Annotated in this window: 12 protein-coding genes; 3 read left to right on the top strand and 9 right to left on the bottom strand. The window is 61.6% G+C overall.

The features are described 5' to 3' along the window. The first annotated feature begins 85 nt into the window (after positions 1 to 85). A complete protein-coding gene (locus tag GJV26_RS28420; protein WP_155711918.1) occupies positions 86 to 640 on the top strand; it encodes an FxDxF family PEP-CTERM protein in 555 nt (184 codons plus the stop codon). A 6-nt stretch (positions 641 to 646) separates the two neighbouring features. Here GJV26_RS28420 and GJV26_RS28425 read toward each other — a convergent pair whose 3' ends face one another. Beyond that, positions 647 to 1,300: a hypothetical protein gene (locus tag GJV26_RS28425; protein WP_155711919.1), complete on the bottom strand. Its 654-nt coding sequence runs from the start codon at positions 1,298 to 1,300 to the stop codon at positions 647 to 649. 346 nt (positions 1,301 to 1,646) lie between these two features. Further along, positions 1,647 to 2,645 (bottom strand): aldo/keto reductase, encoded by a 999-nt coding sequence (locus tag GJV26_RS28430; RefSeq protein WP_189441774.1) that lies wholly within the window; start codon positions 2,643 to 2,645, stop codon positions 1,647 to 1,649. Positions 2,646 to 3,046: 401 nt separating this feature from the next. Here GJV26_RS28430 and GJV26_RS28435 point away from each other — a divergent pair, with 401 nt between their 5' ends. Beyond that, positions 3,047 to 3,754: a choice-of-anchor J family PEP-CTERM protein gene (locus GJV26_RS28435; protein WP_155711920.1), complete on the top strand. Its 708-nt coding sequence runs from the start codon at positions 3,047 to 3,049 to the stop codon at positions 3,752 to 3,754. Positions 3,755 to 3,882: 128 nt separating this feature from the next. Here the strand turns inward: GJV26_RS28435 and GJV26_RS28440 are convergent, their stop codons facing one another. After that, positions 3,883 to 4,836 carry a site-specific integrase gene (locus GJV26_RS28440; protein ID WP_155711921.1) on the bottom strand — a complete coding sequence of 318 codons (954 nt, stop codon included), beginning with the start codon at positions 4,834 to 4,836 and terminating at the stop codon, positions 3,883 to 3,885. Positions 4,837 to 5,160: 324 nt separating this feature from the next. Between GJV26_RS28440 and GJV26_RS28445 the strand changes: the two genes are divergently transcribed. Next, positions 5,161 to 5,637: a YfbM family protein gene (locus GJV26_RS28445; protein ID WP_155711922.1), complete on the top strand. Its 477-nt coding sequence runs from the start codon at positions 5,161 to 5,163 to the stop codon at positions 5,635 to 5,637. A 141-nt stretch (positions 5,638 to 5,778) separates the two neighbouring features. Here the strand turns inward: GJV26_RS28445 and GJV26_RS28450 are convergent, their stop codons facing one another. The 6 genes from GJV26_RS28450 to GJV26_RS28475 form a co-directional block, all read right to left on the bottom strand. After that, positions 5,779 to 6,111, bottom strand: coding sequence for a hypothetical protein (locus GJV26_RS28450; RefSeq protein WP_155711923.1), 333 nt, complete (start codon positions 6,109 to 6,111; stop codon positions 5,779 to 5,781). A 68-nt stretch (positions 6,112 to 6,179) separates the two neighbouring features. Further along, positions 6,180 to 7,196: a hypothetical protein gene (locus GJV26_RS28455; RefSeq protein WP_155711924.1), complete on the bottom strand. Its 1,017-nt coding sequence runs from the start codon at positions 7,194 to 7,196 to the stop codon at positions 6,180 to 6,182. Between the two features lie 57 nt (positions 7,197 to 7,253). Further along, positions 7,254 to 7,841 (bottom strand): hypothetical protein, encoded by a 588-nt coding sequence (locus GJV26_RS28460; protein ID WP_155711925.1) that lies wholly within the window; start codon positions 7,839 to 7,841, stop codon positions 7,254 to 7,256. An 85-nt stretch (positions 7,842 to 7,926) separates the two neighbouring features. Continuing rightward, positions 7,927 to 8,295 carry a hypothetical protein gene (locus GJV26_RS28465; RefSeq protein WP_155711926.1) on the bottom strand — a complete coding sequence of 123 codons (369 nt, stop codon included), beginning with the start codon at positions 8,293 to 8,295 and terminating at the stop codon, positions 7,927 to 7,929. 3 nt (positions 8,296 to 8,298) lie between these two features. Then, on the bottom strand, positions 8,299 to 9,327 hold the full coding sequence (locus GJV26_RS28470; protein WP_155711927.1) for a hypothetical protein: 1,029 nt from the start codon (positions 9,325 to 9,327) through the stop codon (positions 8,299 to 8,301). A gap of 30 nt (positions 9,328 to 9,357) precedes the next feature. Beyond that, the gene (locus tag GJV26_RS28475) at positions 9,358 to 13,965 is read right to left on the bottom strand and encodes an RHS repeat-associated core domain-containing protein (protein ID WP_155711928.1); all 4,608 of its coding nucleotides are present in this window, start codon (positions 13,963 to 13,965) and stop codon (positions 9,358 to 9,360) included. Positions 13,966 to 14,043 lie beyond the last annotated feature (78 nt).

The following is a 14,043-nucleotide window of genomic DNA, read 5'->3' on the forward strand; positions in this document are numbered from 1 at the left end:
TGGTTCCGATCGCTGTGTCGGATACCTGCATGCCGGTCCCCGGTGTGCCAAGGCCTTGCACGATTTAATTTGACTTGGAGTCATCATGCCCCCTTATGCCCCGACAAAATGGGCCGGCGCCACGGCGCTCGCCGTCCTGCTGGTCCAACCCGCCTTTGCGGAGACGCAATCCGTCTACTACGGCAACCTGACGGCCAGCGCCGTCGTCGCATCGCCGTTCGATCCCGGCGACAACCTGTTTGTCGATACCTTTACCACGGAACACGGAAGCCTCAGCCAGACCACGACCTTTACCGTGAACGAGCAGGTAGAGTTCAACGGCCTGGCCGGCTGGATCATCGACACGGCAAACGGCACCGGCCCGCGCCTGGTCGGCGTCAACATCGATATCCTCGATCACTGGTCGAACGTGGTGGCGAGCGATACCTTCACCGGGGTGCTGGGTGGTTTTGCACACTCCAGCTTCCTGGGCAGCCTCGGTCCGGGCACGTATACGCTAGTTGCGACAGGGAACGCGGTGCGCGATGCCTCGCTCGACATCTCGCTGTCGTTCGCTCCGCCGGTCCCGGAACCTGCCACCTATGCGATGCTGCTGGGCGGCTTCGGCGTGCTGGCCATGCTGGCACGGCGCCGCCGCTGAGTTGGCTCAGGGTCTGCGTTCGAGGTAGGGCCGGCAAACCCGTTCCTTGCCGGCGGCGCCGTTGCAAATGTGCCAGCGGCACATGACGGCGCCTTTCTTGCCCAGCGGCGGGCAACGCCTGAAGGTAGTGTCCCGCTGCGCGGTGCGCGTTGCCGTCGGATCGCGCCGCGGCGCATCTTGCCGCCTCGCGGTGCGCGCCGCGGCTTTCGCCGCGCTTTTCTTTTCCGCGCGCGACTTCTGCCCTGCATCGGATGGCTGGAGCGTCACCGCGCCGACCTGATTCCCCATGCTGCCTGTCGCGCCGGTTTCGCTGCGGACCTCGCCCGCCATTTCACCGCCCCCGTTGCGTGCGTCCTCCCTCCCTCCTGGCGCGGCGATACCGGACTCCTTTTGCGCCGGCAGCGCCGGTTGCGACGCGGTAGGCTGCACGTCTTGCGCCAGCGGCGCGGCCGCCGCCGCGGGAGCACCCATTCCGGCTGCCGCCGTGGCGGTCCCCGGTGCCGGCAGCCGGCTTGCCGGCGTGTTATCCGGCATAACCGCTGGCACGACCGCCACCCGTGCCACATTGCGCAGCGCATGGTCGGCTTGCAGCATGCGCAGCACCATGACCACTGTCGCGCCGATCAGCAACAGGGCCACCCCGATGAACAACCAGAGCATGCGTTGCCGCCAGCGTCCGTGGCCCATGCCGGTCACGGCACCGATCGGCGGCGGCAAGGCATGGGCTGGCGGTGCAGTGCCGGGTTGAAATGCACCGGCACTGGAGAAGGGGCTCGCCGCAGAGGCCGTGTCGGCACCGGGCGGTACCAGGGGTATCGCCGGGCCAGGCTGTTCGGGAGGAAGATTATTTTCGCGCATACTGGAAAGTAAAGATGATTGCACGAATGATAATACAAATGCGCCGCGATGAGTGTAATGACCTGAACGGGTGGATGCGATACCTGGAGCCTGCCGGGCCTCGGATGCTGCACGTGAAAGGCCGCCACGGCACCGTAGCGCCCGGGCCCTAAGCCGCCGGGCGGCGCGGCGGTATCGGCGCGTGAGAAGGCAGCAAGCCTTCCGCCAGCAGTTCGTGCCAGAACGCCTCCGGGATCTCGATCTGCATCAGGCTGGCGTTGCGCCGCAGGTGTTCCACGCTGCTGGCGCCGGGAATCGTGGCCGCCACGACCGGGTGGCCCAGGCCGAATTGCAGCGCAGCGGCAGGCAGGTCCACATGGTGCCGGGCCGCCACCTGGCGCAACCGGTCGCGTTGCTGGTGCTGCTGCGCAGTAGCCGGGACATAGTCGTAATGCCCGCCACCGGCAAGAAAGCCCGAGTTGAACGGGCCGCCGAGTACCACCTGCGCGCCACGCGCGGCGCACAGCGGGAACAGCGCCTCGAGGGGCGTCGTTTCCATCAACGTGTAGCGCCCGGCCAGCAGGAAGATGTCCGGATCGGATTGCTGCAGGGCGCGCATGCACGGCTCGACCGTATTCACTCCCAGGCCCCACCCCCTGATCAACCCTTCTTCCCGCGCTTTCACCAATGATTCGAAAGCACCGCCGGGGCCCGCGGCGATCCGGAAGCAGTGCTCGAACGCATCACCCAGCATGTCCGGCGACAGGTCGTGCACGTAGACGATATCGATATGCCCGATCGCCATCCGCTGCAGGCTGTCTTCGATCGAGCGCCGGGCGCCGCCGGCCGTGTAGTCGATCACGCGCCTGAACGGCATCGACGACACGAACGGACTCTCGATGTTGGCGGACGGGTCGGGCACCAGCAGGCGCCCCACCTTGGTCGACAGCGTGTACTCGTCGCGCGCCCGCCGGCGCAGCGCCTGTCCGAACCGGTGTTCAGACAGCCCGGTACCGTAATGGGGCGCCGTATCGAAGTAGCGGATGCCTGCATCCCAGGCGGCATCGACGGTGGCCTGCGCCGCACTGTCGCTCGTGGCGTGGTACATGTCGCCGAGCCCGGTACCGCCCAGGCCCAGCCGCGTGATCGGTCGATAGCGCTGGTTCACGATGGCTCCTCACATTCGGTTGATGGCAGAGCGACAACGGCTGTCGCGCGCTCATGCTACACCGTCGCTGCGCGTGCACGATTCAGACGCGACCGTTCGGACGCCTGTCGGGTTCTTGCCACGTGCATCGATCAGGGAGCCGTAAAAAGACGGAAGGCCGATATCGAAGATTCACCGATTGAAGTTGCAATGACTTCCAGGAAAACCGTGAGTGTCGACGTTGGATGCTTGCGGAGATTTTATTCCGAAAGCCGGTGCAAGATCGCCGCTTTTAAATTGTCAGTTATCGGCAGGAGCGGGAAAAGCGTTTATATAGCTTATTTTTTAACTGTACTTTGTTTTAATCGCGGTGGTACTGTCAAGCCAGCTGCATTAACCTCAACCCTTGATGGAGATTCCCGATGGCTGTTTCGTTCAAATCCGCTTCGCTCCCGCTCGCTCTGGTATTGTCCCTCGGCTTCAGCGGCGCTGTATCGGCAGATGCCCTGACGGAGAATTTCGGCAACGGCATTCCGGCAGGCTGGACCATTGATAACCTCAGTAATCCCGAAGGCGCCACCAGCTGGTACCAGGGCAGCACGAATGCTTTCGACGCTTATGAAGGTGCGCCCGATTCCTACATCGCGGCCAACTACAATTCCGTCGCCCTGGCCGGCCCGATCAGCACGTGGCTGATCCTGCCCGGCAGCACCTACAACAACGGCGACACCCTGTCGTTCTACACGCGCACCTCTACCGGTTCGGACTATGCGGACAGGCTGGAGGTTCGCTTCAGCAATGTCGGTGGTACCGATGTGGGCAACGACGAAAACAGCGTGGGCACCTTCGGCACCCTGCTGCTGAGCATCAATCCGGATGAAGAAGATACCGGCTACCCGGACGACTGGACCCGGTTCAGCGCGACGTTGAGCGGCCTCTCCGGTGCCACCGTCGGTGCGTTCGCATTCCGTTATACCGTTTCCGACGGCGGTGCATTCGGCAGCGGCTCGAATTACATCGGCATCGATTCGGTCTCCATTTCGGCCGTGCCGGAACCGGGCGCCTGGCTGATGCTGGGCATGGGTGCCGGGCTGCTCGCCTTCATGCGAAAGCGCAAGGTGGGCGTTTAACCTTCGAAGGCGCACCGCACCGGCGGTGCGCCGGGATCGGCCGCCCGGCAATCGGATTGCTGGCCGATTTCCGAGCACGAGATTGCCGATACGACCGTGCGCCGCGCGATGCTCGCGCAGCGACAGGCTTACGGCCGCCCTTTTCCTTCGCGTTGCCTGCGCGCGGCACTCAGGTAGGAATCCAGCGCCGGCGCCCCTGCCAGGCCGAGCCGCTTGCGCATTGCCTCCTCGGGCATGCCAGCGTTCAGTTCCACGACCGCAAAGCCATTGCGCAACGTTCGCCCGCCAACGTGCGGTATCGCCACGCCTGCATCCTTCAGCGCGCTGCGGGCCTGGCGGTATACGGTGCTCTTGTGAAGCGGCCGGCCTTCGTCATCGGCCGGGAAAGCGAGCCGGCCGGGAATGCCGAGACGGCGCCGGGTCTCGAGCCAGCCGAGTACCTCCTCCACCGCTTCCGCTTGCAGGAACGTCTCGTGGGGCTGGCTGGTCGGCTGTTTTTCCGCCGGCGTCAGGCGGATGCGCAAAGTGCCGTCCTCTTCCGGACCGGCGGCCACCTCGGTGGTCAGCAGGCCGATCGTTTCCGCAACGCGCAGGCCCGCGCACAGCATGACCAGTTGCATCGCCCGATCGCGCTGCCGCTTCCACGACGTGGGCTCCGGCTTGCTGGCAACGATCTGGCCGGCCTGCGCCGGCGACAGCGCCACCATCTCGCGATCGCGCGCTGGCCGGTCCGCCGCCATTATCCCGATGGCGGCGCTGGCGGGATTCGGCACCACCGCCAGGTGTTCGTAGCAGCGCTCGAGCAGGCGCATGTAACGGTACGCAATCTTGCTGTGCAACGGACGGTTGCGTTCGTCCCGCGTGGCCAGGAATCCGATCAGGTCGCCGGCCTGCAGCTTGCTGAACGTGTGCCCGTGCACCAGCATCCACTTGACGAATCGGCCGAACATGAAGCTGTACACCTCCGCGGATGCGGCGGACAGCGGCGGCGCCGCACGCCGCGCAGTCTGGCTGAATGCGGCGCTGTGGAGAAATGCATCGAACTCTGTGATGGGACTGCGATCCCAGGAATGTATGCTCATGGGGTTATCGTACCACTGCAAAAGGCAACTAACTCGATGGCGTGAAAACTTGATGAAACCTTTTCTTCTGTAGACCCTTTGTGTGATCAGTTGGCTCCCATTTGATGTTGGTGATGATCATCTCTATTCGGTTAGTTGCAAAATTATTTTGCTAGGGATGAGTCAAATCTCTCCTCGATCTTCTCGTAACCCTGGGCGCCGGTGCCGGCATGGAGTGATTATCACTATGCCATTCTTGGATGGCTCCCCGTCACAGGACTTCCATTTGTGTTTTGACAACCATATGATAAGGTTACAGTTCCCGTCATTTTGTTTGGAGTCTTCATGTCCATGATCGGCCGCTTTCTCGCCGTGCCCCAATCCGAGCTCGACGCCCTGCGCGCCGCGCCTGGAAAAATAACCGAACTGCTGTTCGATACCCGCTATGACGATGCGCTGAGGGTCGAAAAAGCCTGGCATGGCATTCATTATCTGCTGACGGGAACCGTCGCCGCCGGGAAATGGCCACTCGCTAACGTGATATTCGGCCGCACGCCGATCGGGGAGGAAGATCTTGGCTATGGTCCCGCCCTTGGCACCGATGCGGCGGACGTACCCGCCATCTCGGCGGCGCTTGAAGCGATCACGGACACCGAGCTGCGGGCACGCTTCGATCCCGATTCGATGGATGAGATTTATCCGAATATCTGGGACGAAGGCGACGAAGCGCTCGACTACCTGATTGAACACCTGCAAAACCTGCGCGGCTTCTACCGCGACGCAGCGGCAAACGCGCACGCCGTCATTACCTGGCTTGGCTGAGGGCCCGCCGGTCCCTGCGCTGCCTTACCGGAAGCAACAGGCACCCGTGCTGATTCGCCGTCGTGATTGATATATGCCTGACCGCCCTGCCCGCTTCGACCCTGGTTTCAGCGGTTTTGCTTCACATGGGGGTACAAGTGCTTAACTGCTATAGCGCGCATGGAAATCAATTAGTTTGCGGCTGCGCGGCAGGTGAAAAAGCAGCTTCGTTTCCATGCGGCAAACGCCGCTCCCATAACTGACGAAAGGCTTTGCGAGCACATCTGTGAAGAGGATGTGCTCGCCCTTCAGTTCTTTATTGTTCCCTCGGTCGATCAGGATGAGTTGGAGTGGGTATCGGTAATCCCGGCTGCCGTCAGTCTTATCGATCATCAGTGCCCATGCCGTCGCATTGCTGCCTGGTTGCACAAAGATCAGGCGCCTCGCGCTGCTTCGTCCAGGCGAATGAGGAAAATTGGGCGCCAGCTCGGCCATAAGGCGCAGGTTCCAATCCGGTTTGTGATTGCGGTGTGCTCGTCCGCATATCAGGTATCTTGAGGCGCCTACATTGCGTACTCGATCGCCTCCGCCAGGAAAGGCGTATAAAACTCGATCATGCGGCGGCAGCGCGGCAGGTGGAATAGCAATTCGGTCTCAAGGCAACGCGCGCCGCTGCCGCGGCTGACGAACCATCCATCGACATTCGCGAAAAGGATGTCGTCATCCTTCAACTTCTTCTTTTGCACGCGCCTTATCAGGACGAGCCGCGGCGGATAGCGGTAGGTCGGACTACCGTCCGTCTTGTCGATCATGAGCGCCCAGGCCAACGCCCCGTCGCCTTCGTACACAAAGATGAGCCGCTTTCCAGTACTCAGTGCTGCCGAGTATGGGAAGTCCGGCGCCAGGGCCGCCATCAGATGAAGATTCCAGTCGGGTTTCATGAATGCTCCGTACTCGGTGCCATTCGAGATCAGGTTCCAGCGGCTCTGGTGTACCGCTTTCCAGTACTGCGCGTCGTCGACAAGGGCCGTCGCCAGGTCGCGCACCGGCGTCACCGGTTCGCGCTCCTCGCCGAGTAACGGTGGCGTCAGCTCGGCTTGCATCGTTGACTCCACGTACCAGTCCAGGGCGTTGGCACGGGATTCGTACCACCAGTGTTTATGGTCGGTCACGATACGCTGCCTCAGCACGGTATTGGCGGTGCGGTCGAGCGGAGCCGGCATTGGCGCCGCGCCGGTGTCGAGCGCGCCGACATTCAGGAAATTGCGGTATTCGACCAGTCTTTCCGGGTGCTTATATAATTGTGTGAAGAACGGCGAGCGATAGCTTGAGCCCGACTGACTAACGTCACGCCAGATCTCACAGCGCAGGCTCTCTATCGCATACTCTTTGCCGAGTTCATTGATTAATGGTGCGGGCAACTGCTCCTTGAACAGGATTTCCTGCGCATAAAAGGCTTTCCATCCCTCGGCTATGGCGCATTCCATCGCAAGCAACTGAAAATCAAACAACCGCTCAGCGTTATCCGATAGGATGCTGCGCAGGCCATGTTGAAATAATGTGATTTTGTTGTTATCCATATGTTCATGCGGCGCATAATGACTGGGAAACCCTGGCATCAATATTGAGAGAAATCATCAGTTTCCCAAGCCACTTATTGCGGAAGCTTCTTCAACGAAAGGCGAATAAAACTCGATCAAACGGCGGCTACGCGGGAGATGGAACAACAATTCCGTTTCGATGCAGCGAGGCCCAACCAACTGGCTCTGGAAGCGTTCACCAAGCACATTCTTAAAAATGATATCCTCATCCTTCAGCTTTTTGCTCTGCCCACGATCGATAAGAATAAGTTGTGGGGGATAGCGATAAGTAGTGCCGCCATCGGTTTTGTCAATCATCAACGCCCATGCCAGCCGGCTGGTTCCCTCCTCTAAAAAGACAAGCCTCTTTGAAGTACTCAACGAAGCAGCATAGGGAAAATCTGGCGCCAACTCCGCCATGAGCTTCAGATTCCATTCAGGCTTGGTGAACGCTGAGAAATCAGCGATATCGGCGACCAGGTTCCATTCCGGCAGGTGCACTGCCCGCCAATATTCAGTGTCGTCCATCAGGACAAGATCGGGATTGCGAACCGGAATGACGTCTTCCTTTTTGAACCCCTTCAGTAACGGAGTAAGCGTGGCTCGCCCGGTCGCCTCGACATACCAGTCATTCGCATTCGCCATGTTTTCGTACCGCCAATGGCCTTCATTCGCCTCAACCCGGCGCCACATTACAGCATGAGCAGTCTGATCCAATGCTAGTGACGGCTCAGTCCTTTTTGCCAGATTGCCGGCATTGAGATAATTCCGATACGTCGCAAGAGTCGGTTCGGTCTTCATACCACTTGGACAGCAGCTCGGAGCGATAACTGGAGCAGTGCTCCCCGCGCGGAGCCCAGATACGCAGGCGCAGCCGCTCCACGGCATGTTGCTTGCCGAGTTCATTAATAAGTAGCGCGGGCAAATGTTTTCTCAGCAAAATTTCCCAGGCATAGAATGCGCGCCATTCTTCGGAAATCTCGTGCTCCATCAGCTGCACGCTGAAGTCGAACAGGAGCTCGGCCCTATTCGACAGTAAAGTATTCAGATTCTCGCTGAAGCGGGTAAAATCAGCATTTTCATTCAAACCGTCACTCATTATTTACTGGCCACTCTGTGATGCGTAGCGCATCGCCTCCTCCAGGAAGGGCGCATAAAACTCGATAAGACGACGGCTACGCGGGAGGTGGAAAAGCAACTCCGCTTCCATGCAGCGCGGACCATTCGTATAGCTGATAAAGTGTTTTCCGATCACGTTTTTGAAAAGAATGTGCTCGTCCTTGAGTTTTTTCGTCTGGCGCCGGTCGATCAGGATCAGTTGCGGCGGGTATCGGTAAGTCGGGCTGCCGTCTGTCTTGTCCACCATAAGCGCCCAGGCAAACGCTCCTTCTCCTTGCTGTACGAAGACCAGTCGTTTTGTCGTGCTCAGTGCTGCGTAATACGGAAAATCAGGTGCCAATTCCGCCATGAGGCGGAGGTTCCAGTCGGGTTTTGTATGCGCAGAATATTCCACATCGACCAGGGCAATGCGCTGCTTGACGGGATGCACCGCACGCCAGTAGGCGGCATCCCTGACCAGCGGCACGTCGGCCGTGCGAACCAGCGGCGGCTGCTCGATGTCCCAAACGCTCAGTGGCGGCGTCAGGGACGCGCGCGCCGTTGCTTCGATATACCATTCGTCGACAAGTGCACTGGCTTCGAATTTGAAGTGCGCATTCTGTGCTTCGAGTCGTTGCAGCATGACGGTGTTGGCCGTGCGGTCGTAAGGATCGGCTGCGGTCGTGATCGCAGTGTCGAGTATCCCGACATCGAGATAGTTGCGGTAATCCGCGAATTTTTCTCGTTGGGTGAAAAACTCTTCAAGGAAAACGGACTTGTAGCCGGATTCGAACTGACCGGGCTCGCGCCAGATCTCCTGCCGGATCTTTTCTTCTTCGTAGCGCCGTCCGAGTTCGTTGATCAGCGGTGGCGGCAGGTACGCCTTCAGCAGGACCTCCTGGGTGTAGAAACACCGCCAGCCATCGCCAATTTCCTGCTCCATCAGGCGCACTTTGCAGTCCACCAGCTGGTCGGCGCGGTCCGACAATATCGATCGCAGATTTTCGGCGAAACTCCTGAATTTATCCTCCATGATGCCCTTTAATCACTATTAAAATATTTCCTAGAACCAGCTCTTGAACCATTCGATCGTGCCATCGAGAAGACCTTTCTGTTTCTGGTCCCCCTTGACCTCCGCCTGGGCGCCGACTGTGGACGGATTCAGCCCGAACATCAAGGCAAGGCCGGTCGCCAGTGGGACTTTCTTGGCAATGGAGGCAGCAATTACCCTGCCGAGACCGGCAATGATACCCGCGACAATGCCTGGAACGTAGATTGCGGCGGCGATCATCAGCGCAATTACCGCGGCGACCAGAACAACCATGCCGATGATTTGCAGAGTGGACCAGCCTTCGGCTGCCCCTTGTGTACGCATGTCCTGCATCTGCTTGGCCAGGGCGTCGTTTTCCGCCTTTGAAAGCGCTGGCGCCGGGGCCGTGGCCGGTTTCTCCTTGGTTACACGCTTCGCCTTGTTGTAGAAAATGAGGCCGCTGTCATCTTTCTTGGCATCTGCCACATAAGTAATATCCCAGACTTCGCCATTCATGACGATCACATCCGGCTTCAGGTCCGTGACGAGAGCACTGCCGGAGCCTGCCACCCAGCAGCCGCCTGGCTTGTCCTTGGTGGCCTTTCCGCCGTTGATGTAATGGGTGACTTCTGCAAGACCGGCCGCATATTTCGGTCCGTTTTGCCATGTACTGGGCTTGAGCTCCCACAAAACGCCCGAGTTGCCGGTGGCTGGCGTTCGCTGATAGGCGTCGGGCCGCATGTTTTTCCAGATCCCGTTTGCACCGTCATTCGCTCCCCAGCCAGGCTCGCTGAACGCCCTGACCTGATTCGCGAAAGCCGAGTGCACGAATGTTCCGAACAGCCATGGCGCGCTGATCGTGCCCCATCCATTGTCCGGTTCAATGCTCAGGCCTAACGGATCCCTTTTGTTCAGGGGATCATTGCCGACATACGCATACATGTTGAGGCCGGCTTGCAGCCCAAGCGGATCGGCCTGCAGATAGCGGCCCGCCGCCGGATCGTAATACCGGTGGACGTTGTAGTACAGACCGGTCTCTGCATCGGCATACTGACCGGAAAGGCGCAGCGGCATGGTGCCCTCCGCACCGGATTCCGCACGGAGCACCCCGAACGCATCGAGCTCGCCACGCCACACCAGTTTGCCGTTCGCATCCGTCACCGTCTCGACAGCGTCCCGGCTGTCCGTGTGCAGGTATTCGACGACGGGAGGCGCCCGGCTCGGCAACCAGCTTCCGCCGGGACCACCGGCATACAGCACTCGCGCGACCGGGCGCCGGCCCAGGTAAACATATGCCGCGACGATCTTGCCTTGCGCATTCGCTTCGGCGATCAGCTGGCCATCGTCATACATGTAGTAGCTGGCGCTGCCGGCCGCCTTCTTGGCGACCCGGTGTCGTTGTGCGTCGTACCGGTAGCTTGCAATTTCGCTGCCGGCGGCATTGTCGACGCGCTCCAGCTCGCCTGCAGCGTTATAAACAAGCCGCAGCTTGCCGTGCGCCAGCACGTTGCCTGTCGCATCCACCTCCAACGACGGAGCGCCGACACGGTTACCGAGCGGATCGTACCCGGCCGACAGCGTCACCGCCCCGTTCCGGGACTCTTCGACGAGGCGCCCATGGGAGTCATAGGTCACCCGCGTTCCGGAGCCGACCCTGGCGGCGGGATCCTCTGACGCGTTGGCATTGCCGATCAGCCCCGCCACGAGCGAGCGCCAGCCGCCCGCCGCGTTCGCGGCGGAGAGCGCGGGCGCCGGGCGGCGCTCGAACCAGGTACTGCGCGTGGCGGAGTCGTAGCGGGTGCTGATCAGGTCGGTGCCAGTCAAATGGCTTGCCAACATCCCGTCACTGTTGTAACGGGTCTCGCTGCGCCTGCCATTACCGTAGTTAAAATACACGGGACGCATGCCATCGAGCGTCATTGCGTGCCGCACATCGGTCAGTAACGGCCGCCCCGCCAATTCCACGCGCGACACTCTGCCAGCAGGATCGTAGAGGTAGCTGACCTCGATGCCCCCAGGCAAAGTCTTGCGAACCACCCCGCGTTCCGCGATGGCCTCGCTGCCGGTTTCCATCGTCGCCGCGGCGCGACCTTGCGCATCGAAGACAGTCAGCCTCTTTCCACTGGGGCGACCCCAGACATCGTTACGCCATTCGATCCGATTGTCGAGAATGCCTCGTCCGAAGCGGGTTTCCGAGACAAGCGCCAAGCCTGCATAGCGCAGTACCGTGCGCTGGGCCTGCGTGCCGGATGGATCCGTGTACTGCACCTCCATCATCCTGCCCTGTACGTCACGGACAATGGTCGTGCGTACCCCCAGCGCATCGCGCAGCGCGACCAGGCCGTCAGCCGAGTCGTAGCGCGCGGTCCGCAATCCGTGTTCCGGAGACTGGGTGGCCGCGATCCGGCCGAAATCATCGAACCAGCGGCGCACCCGGGTCCCGTCGGGCCGGGTCGCTTCCTCGACCTTGCCGGCGGCGGCGCTATCGGGCTCGCCGAGCTGGTAGCTGGCATTCCACGTTTGCAGCGCGTCCGCCCACCGTTGCTCCATTCGGCCTGTGCGCCAGTCCGGTGCGACGGCTTGCGCATCATCCACGTCGAAACGCTGCACCACGCCGCCGCCATTTGCGGGGCCGTAACGGGTCTCGGCGGTCAACTGACGCTCGGTGTCGAACGAACGGAGAACGCTGCTGCCGTCGGCGGCGATACGCTGGACCAGGTTGCCGGCATCGTCGTGACGGTAATGCGTCATGCCCTGTCCTGGCGCGGTCTCAGCCTGCAGCTGGCCTTGCGCATCGTACCGATAGGTCCGCACAGCGACCTGGCGGGTACCTGGATCGGCGGCCCCTTTTGCATCGAGCAGCCAGGCGGATTCAGTCCGCTTGAGAACCTGGCCTGACGGCGCAAGCTGCTCCTCCACCATTACGAGCCGCACGCTATCGGTACTGACGGTAACGAGCGGCCGCATTGCGGCGTCGCGGGCGCGCACCTCCGTGACCAGGTTGCCAGGCGCGACGGTGCGCGTCACATGCGAGCCGCTGTCGTCGTAGTAGAAGCGGGTGACGTCGGAATCGGCCGGCGTGCCGGTCCTGCCATTGGGCAGGGGGCCATCGATCTCGGCCAGCACGCTGCGTCCGTTGACAGTGCGATAGCGATATCGGGTGGTCCGTTCCAGTGCGGTCGCGGCCTGCGCATCCACGGCGGGCGACCAGCCCTGCTCCGTAACGCTCACCGGCTGGCCGCTCGCGTTATAGCTGATGCGTTGCGTCGCCTCGCGGCCGGGAACAACGCTTGGCCGCGCGACGAGCGTGGGCTTGTTCGTGCGCCGGTCCGCGTATTCATAGCGGGCAATCAGCCGGCTTGGCGGCCCGTTGCCGGCATCGTAGACCGTGCGTGTCACGCGCACGGGCCGGCCGAAATGGTCGGTATCGGTTCTTACCGATTGCTGCGGTACGCCCTGCCCGTCCAGCCCGATCACTTCGATCAGTTGCCCGTCCCGGTCATAACCGTAGCGCCGGTCGCCGGGGCCGCACCACACGCACCCCGGGCCGCGTACTTCGCCAAGCCGGTAGTCGCCATCCTGCACCGCGTATCGATAGCTCGTCTTCTGGTGCAGGCTGTTCGTGACGGTCGTCAGCCCGGGCCTTTCGTAGTCGAGCGTGACCTTGTCGGCATCGTTCGCGTGCGTGGACAGGATTCCCTTCCCGGCCGCGTTGTAGCCGTAGGTGGCGAAACGCTGTTCGCCGACGCTGATGCCGGTTACGTACGTGGGATGCTGCGGACTTTCGTAATGATATTGACGCACCTGCGCCTGTTCGGGATGACGTACCCGCACCAGGTTGGCCAGCAATTGACGTGCGCCGACGGCGGTGCCCTTCGGTGCGCTGCTGCCATATTCGTAGACGAAACGCCCCACCGGGCTGTCGATGCTCTGCACGCCACGAAAACGGTCGCCGCGTCGTGCCGCATCCCGGTCGAGGTATGCCAGGCGCAGGCTACGGCCCTGGGGATCGGTCACCTTGACCAGCAGCCCCCCGGTATCGTACAGCAGGCTCAACACCTCGCCGGTCGGCGCCTGTATCTGCACCAGCTTCCCGCGAGTGTCGAAGGTCAGCTCGCGTCCGTCGATCCAGCGCCACACATATTCGCTGCCGCTCTTGCGGCGCTTGACGTGGATCACCCCGTTTGCCGGATTGGCGGCTACCGCGACCCCGGGCCGCAGCATGTCACGGCTGAAGGCAATCACTGCGCCGTCGGCCTGGAGCACCTGCATGCCACCGCCTGCCACCAGCATCTGCGTTTCATACGACAGTTTCCAGCCGCGTCCGACGCTTCCCGGTACGGCGTTGACGCCGCTATGGACACTGTTGTAGTGCCGGACGATTTCCAGCCCCAGTACCCCGGGGAGCGCGGGCATGTCCTCCTCGCGGAGGTACTTGTTGCCGCTCATGATGTTGATCGGATTGCCGGCCCCGACGTTGATCGACACGGCAGGCGGCTGGCTGGCCGCGTCCTTGCCGGCTGTGCAGACACCGCCGCCTTCGCCGCAAGCCAGCGCCTGGGTGGCAGACAGGGACCATGTCGCGAGCGCCAGCAGCCCGCTCCGGAGGGTGGCACTCAATCGCAGTTTCGTCATCGTCATTGCCTTCGCTTCCTGGATGATTATTCGAACATGCCCCGAAGGGCCATCGCAATGCACCGGGACACGCAACCCTGCAAG

Source organism: Pseudoduganella dura (assembly GCF_009727155.1).
GTDB lineage: Bacteria > Pseudomonadota > Gammaproteobacteria > Burkholderiales > Burkholderiaceae_D > Rugamonas > Rugamonas dura.

Bases quoted from the DNA above. Each gene is read 5' to 3' on its own strand.
- GJV26_RS28420 (WP_155711918.1), top strand. From the start codon at position 86: ATGCCCCCTTATGCCCCGACAAAATGGGCCGGCGCCACGGCGCTCGCC.
- GJV26_RS28425 (WP_155711919.1), bottom strand. From the start codon at position 1,300: ATGCTCTGGTTGTTCATCGGGGTGGCCCTGTTGCTGATCGGCGCGACA.
- GJV26_RS28435 (WP_155711920.1), top strand. From the start codon at position 3,047: ATGGCTGTTTCGTTCAAATCCGCTTCGCTCCCGCTCGCTCTGGTATTG.
- GJV26_RS28440 (WP_155711921.1), bottom strand. From the start codon at position 4,836: ATGAGCATACATTCCTGGGATCGCAGTCCCATCACAGAGTTCGATGCA.
- GJV26_RS28445 (WP_155711922.1), top strand. From the start codon at position 5,161: ATGTCCATGATCGGCCGCTTTCTCGCCGTGCCCCAATCCGAGCTCGAC.
- GJV26_RS28450 (WP_155711923.1), bottom strand. From the start codon at position 6,111: ATGGCCGAGCTGGCGCCCAATTTTCCTCATTCGCCTGGACGAAGCAGC.
- GJV26_RS28455 (WP_155711924.1), bottom strand. From the start codon at position 7,196: ATGGATAACAACAAAATCACATTATTTCAACATGGCCTGCGCAGCATC.
- GJV26_RS28460 (WP_155711925.1), bottom strand. From the start codon at position 7,841: ATGGCGAATGCGAATGACTGGTATGTCGAGGCGACCGGGCGAGCCACG.
- GJV26_RS28465 (WP_155711926.1), bottom strand. From the start codon at position 8,295: ATGAGTGACGGTTTGAATGAAAATGCTGATTTTACCCGCTTCAGCGAG.
- GJV26_RS28470 (WP_155711927.1), bottom strand. From the start codon at position 9,327: ATGGAGGATAAATTCAGGAGTTTCGCCGAAAATCTGCGATCGATATTG.
- GJV26_RS28475 (WP_155711928.1), bottom strand. From the start codon at position 13,965: ATGACGATGACGAAACTGCGATTGAGTGCCACCCTCCGGAGCGGGCTG.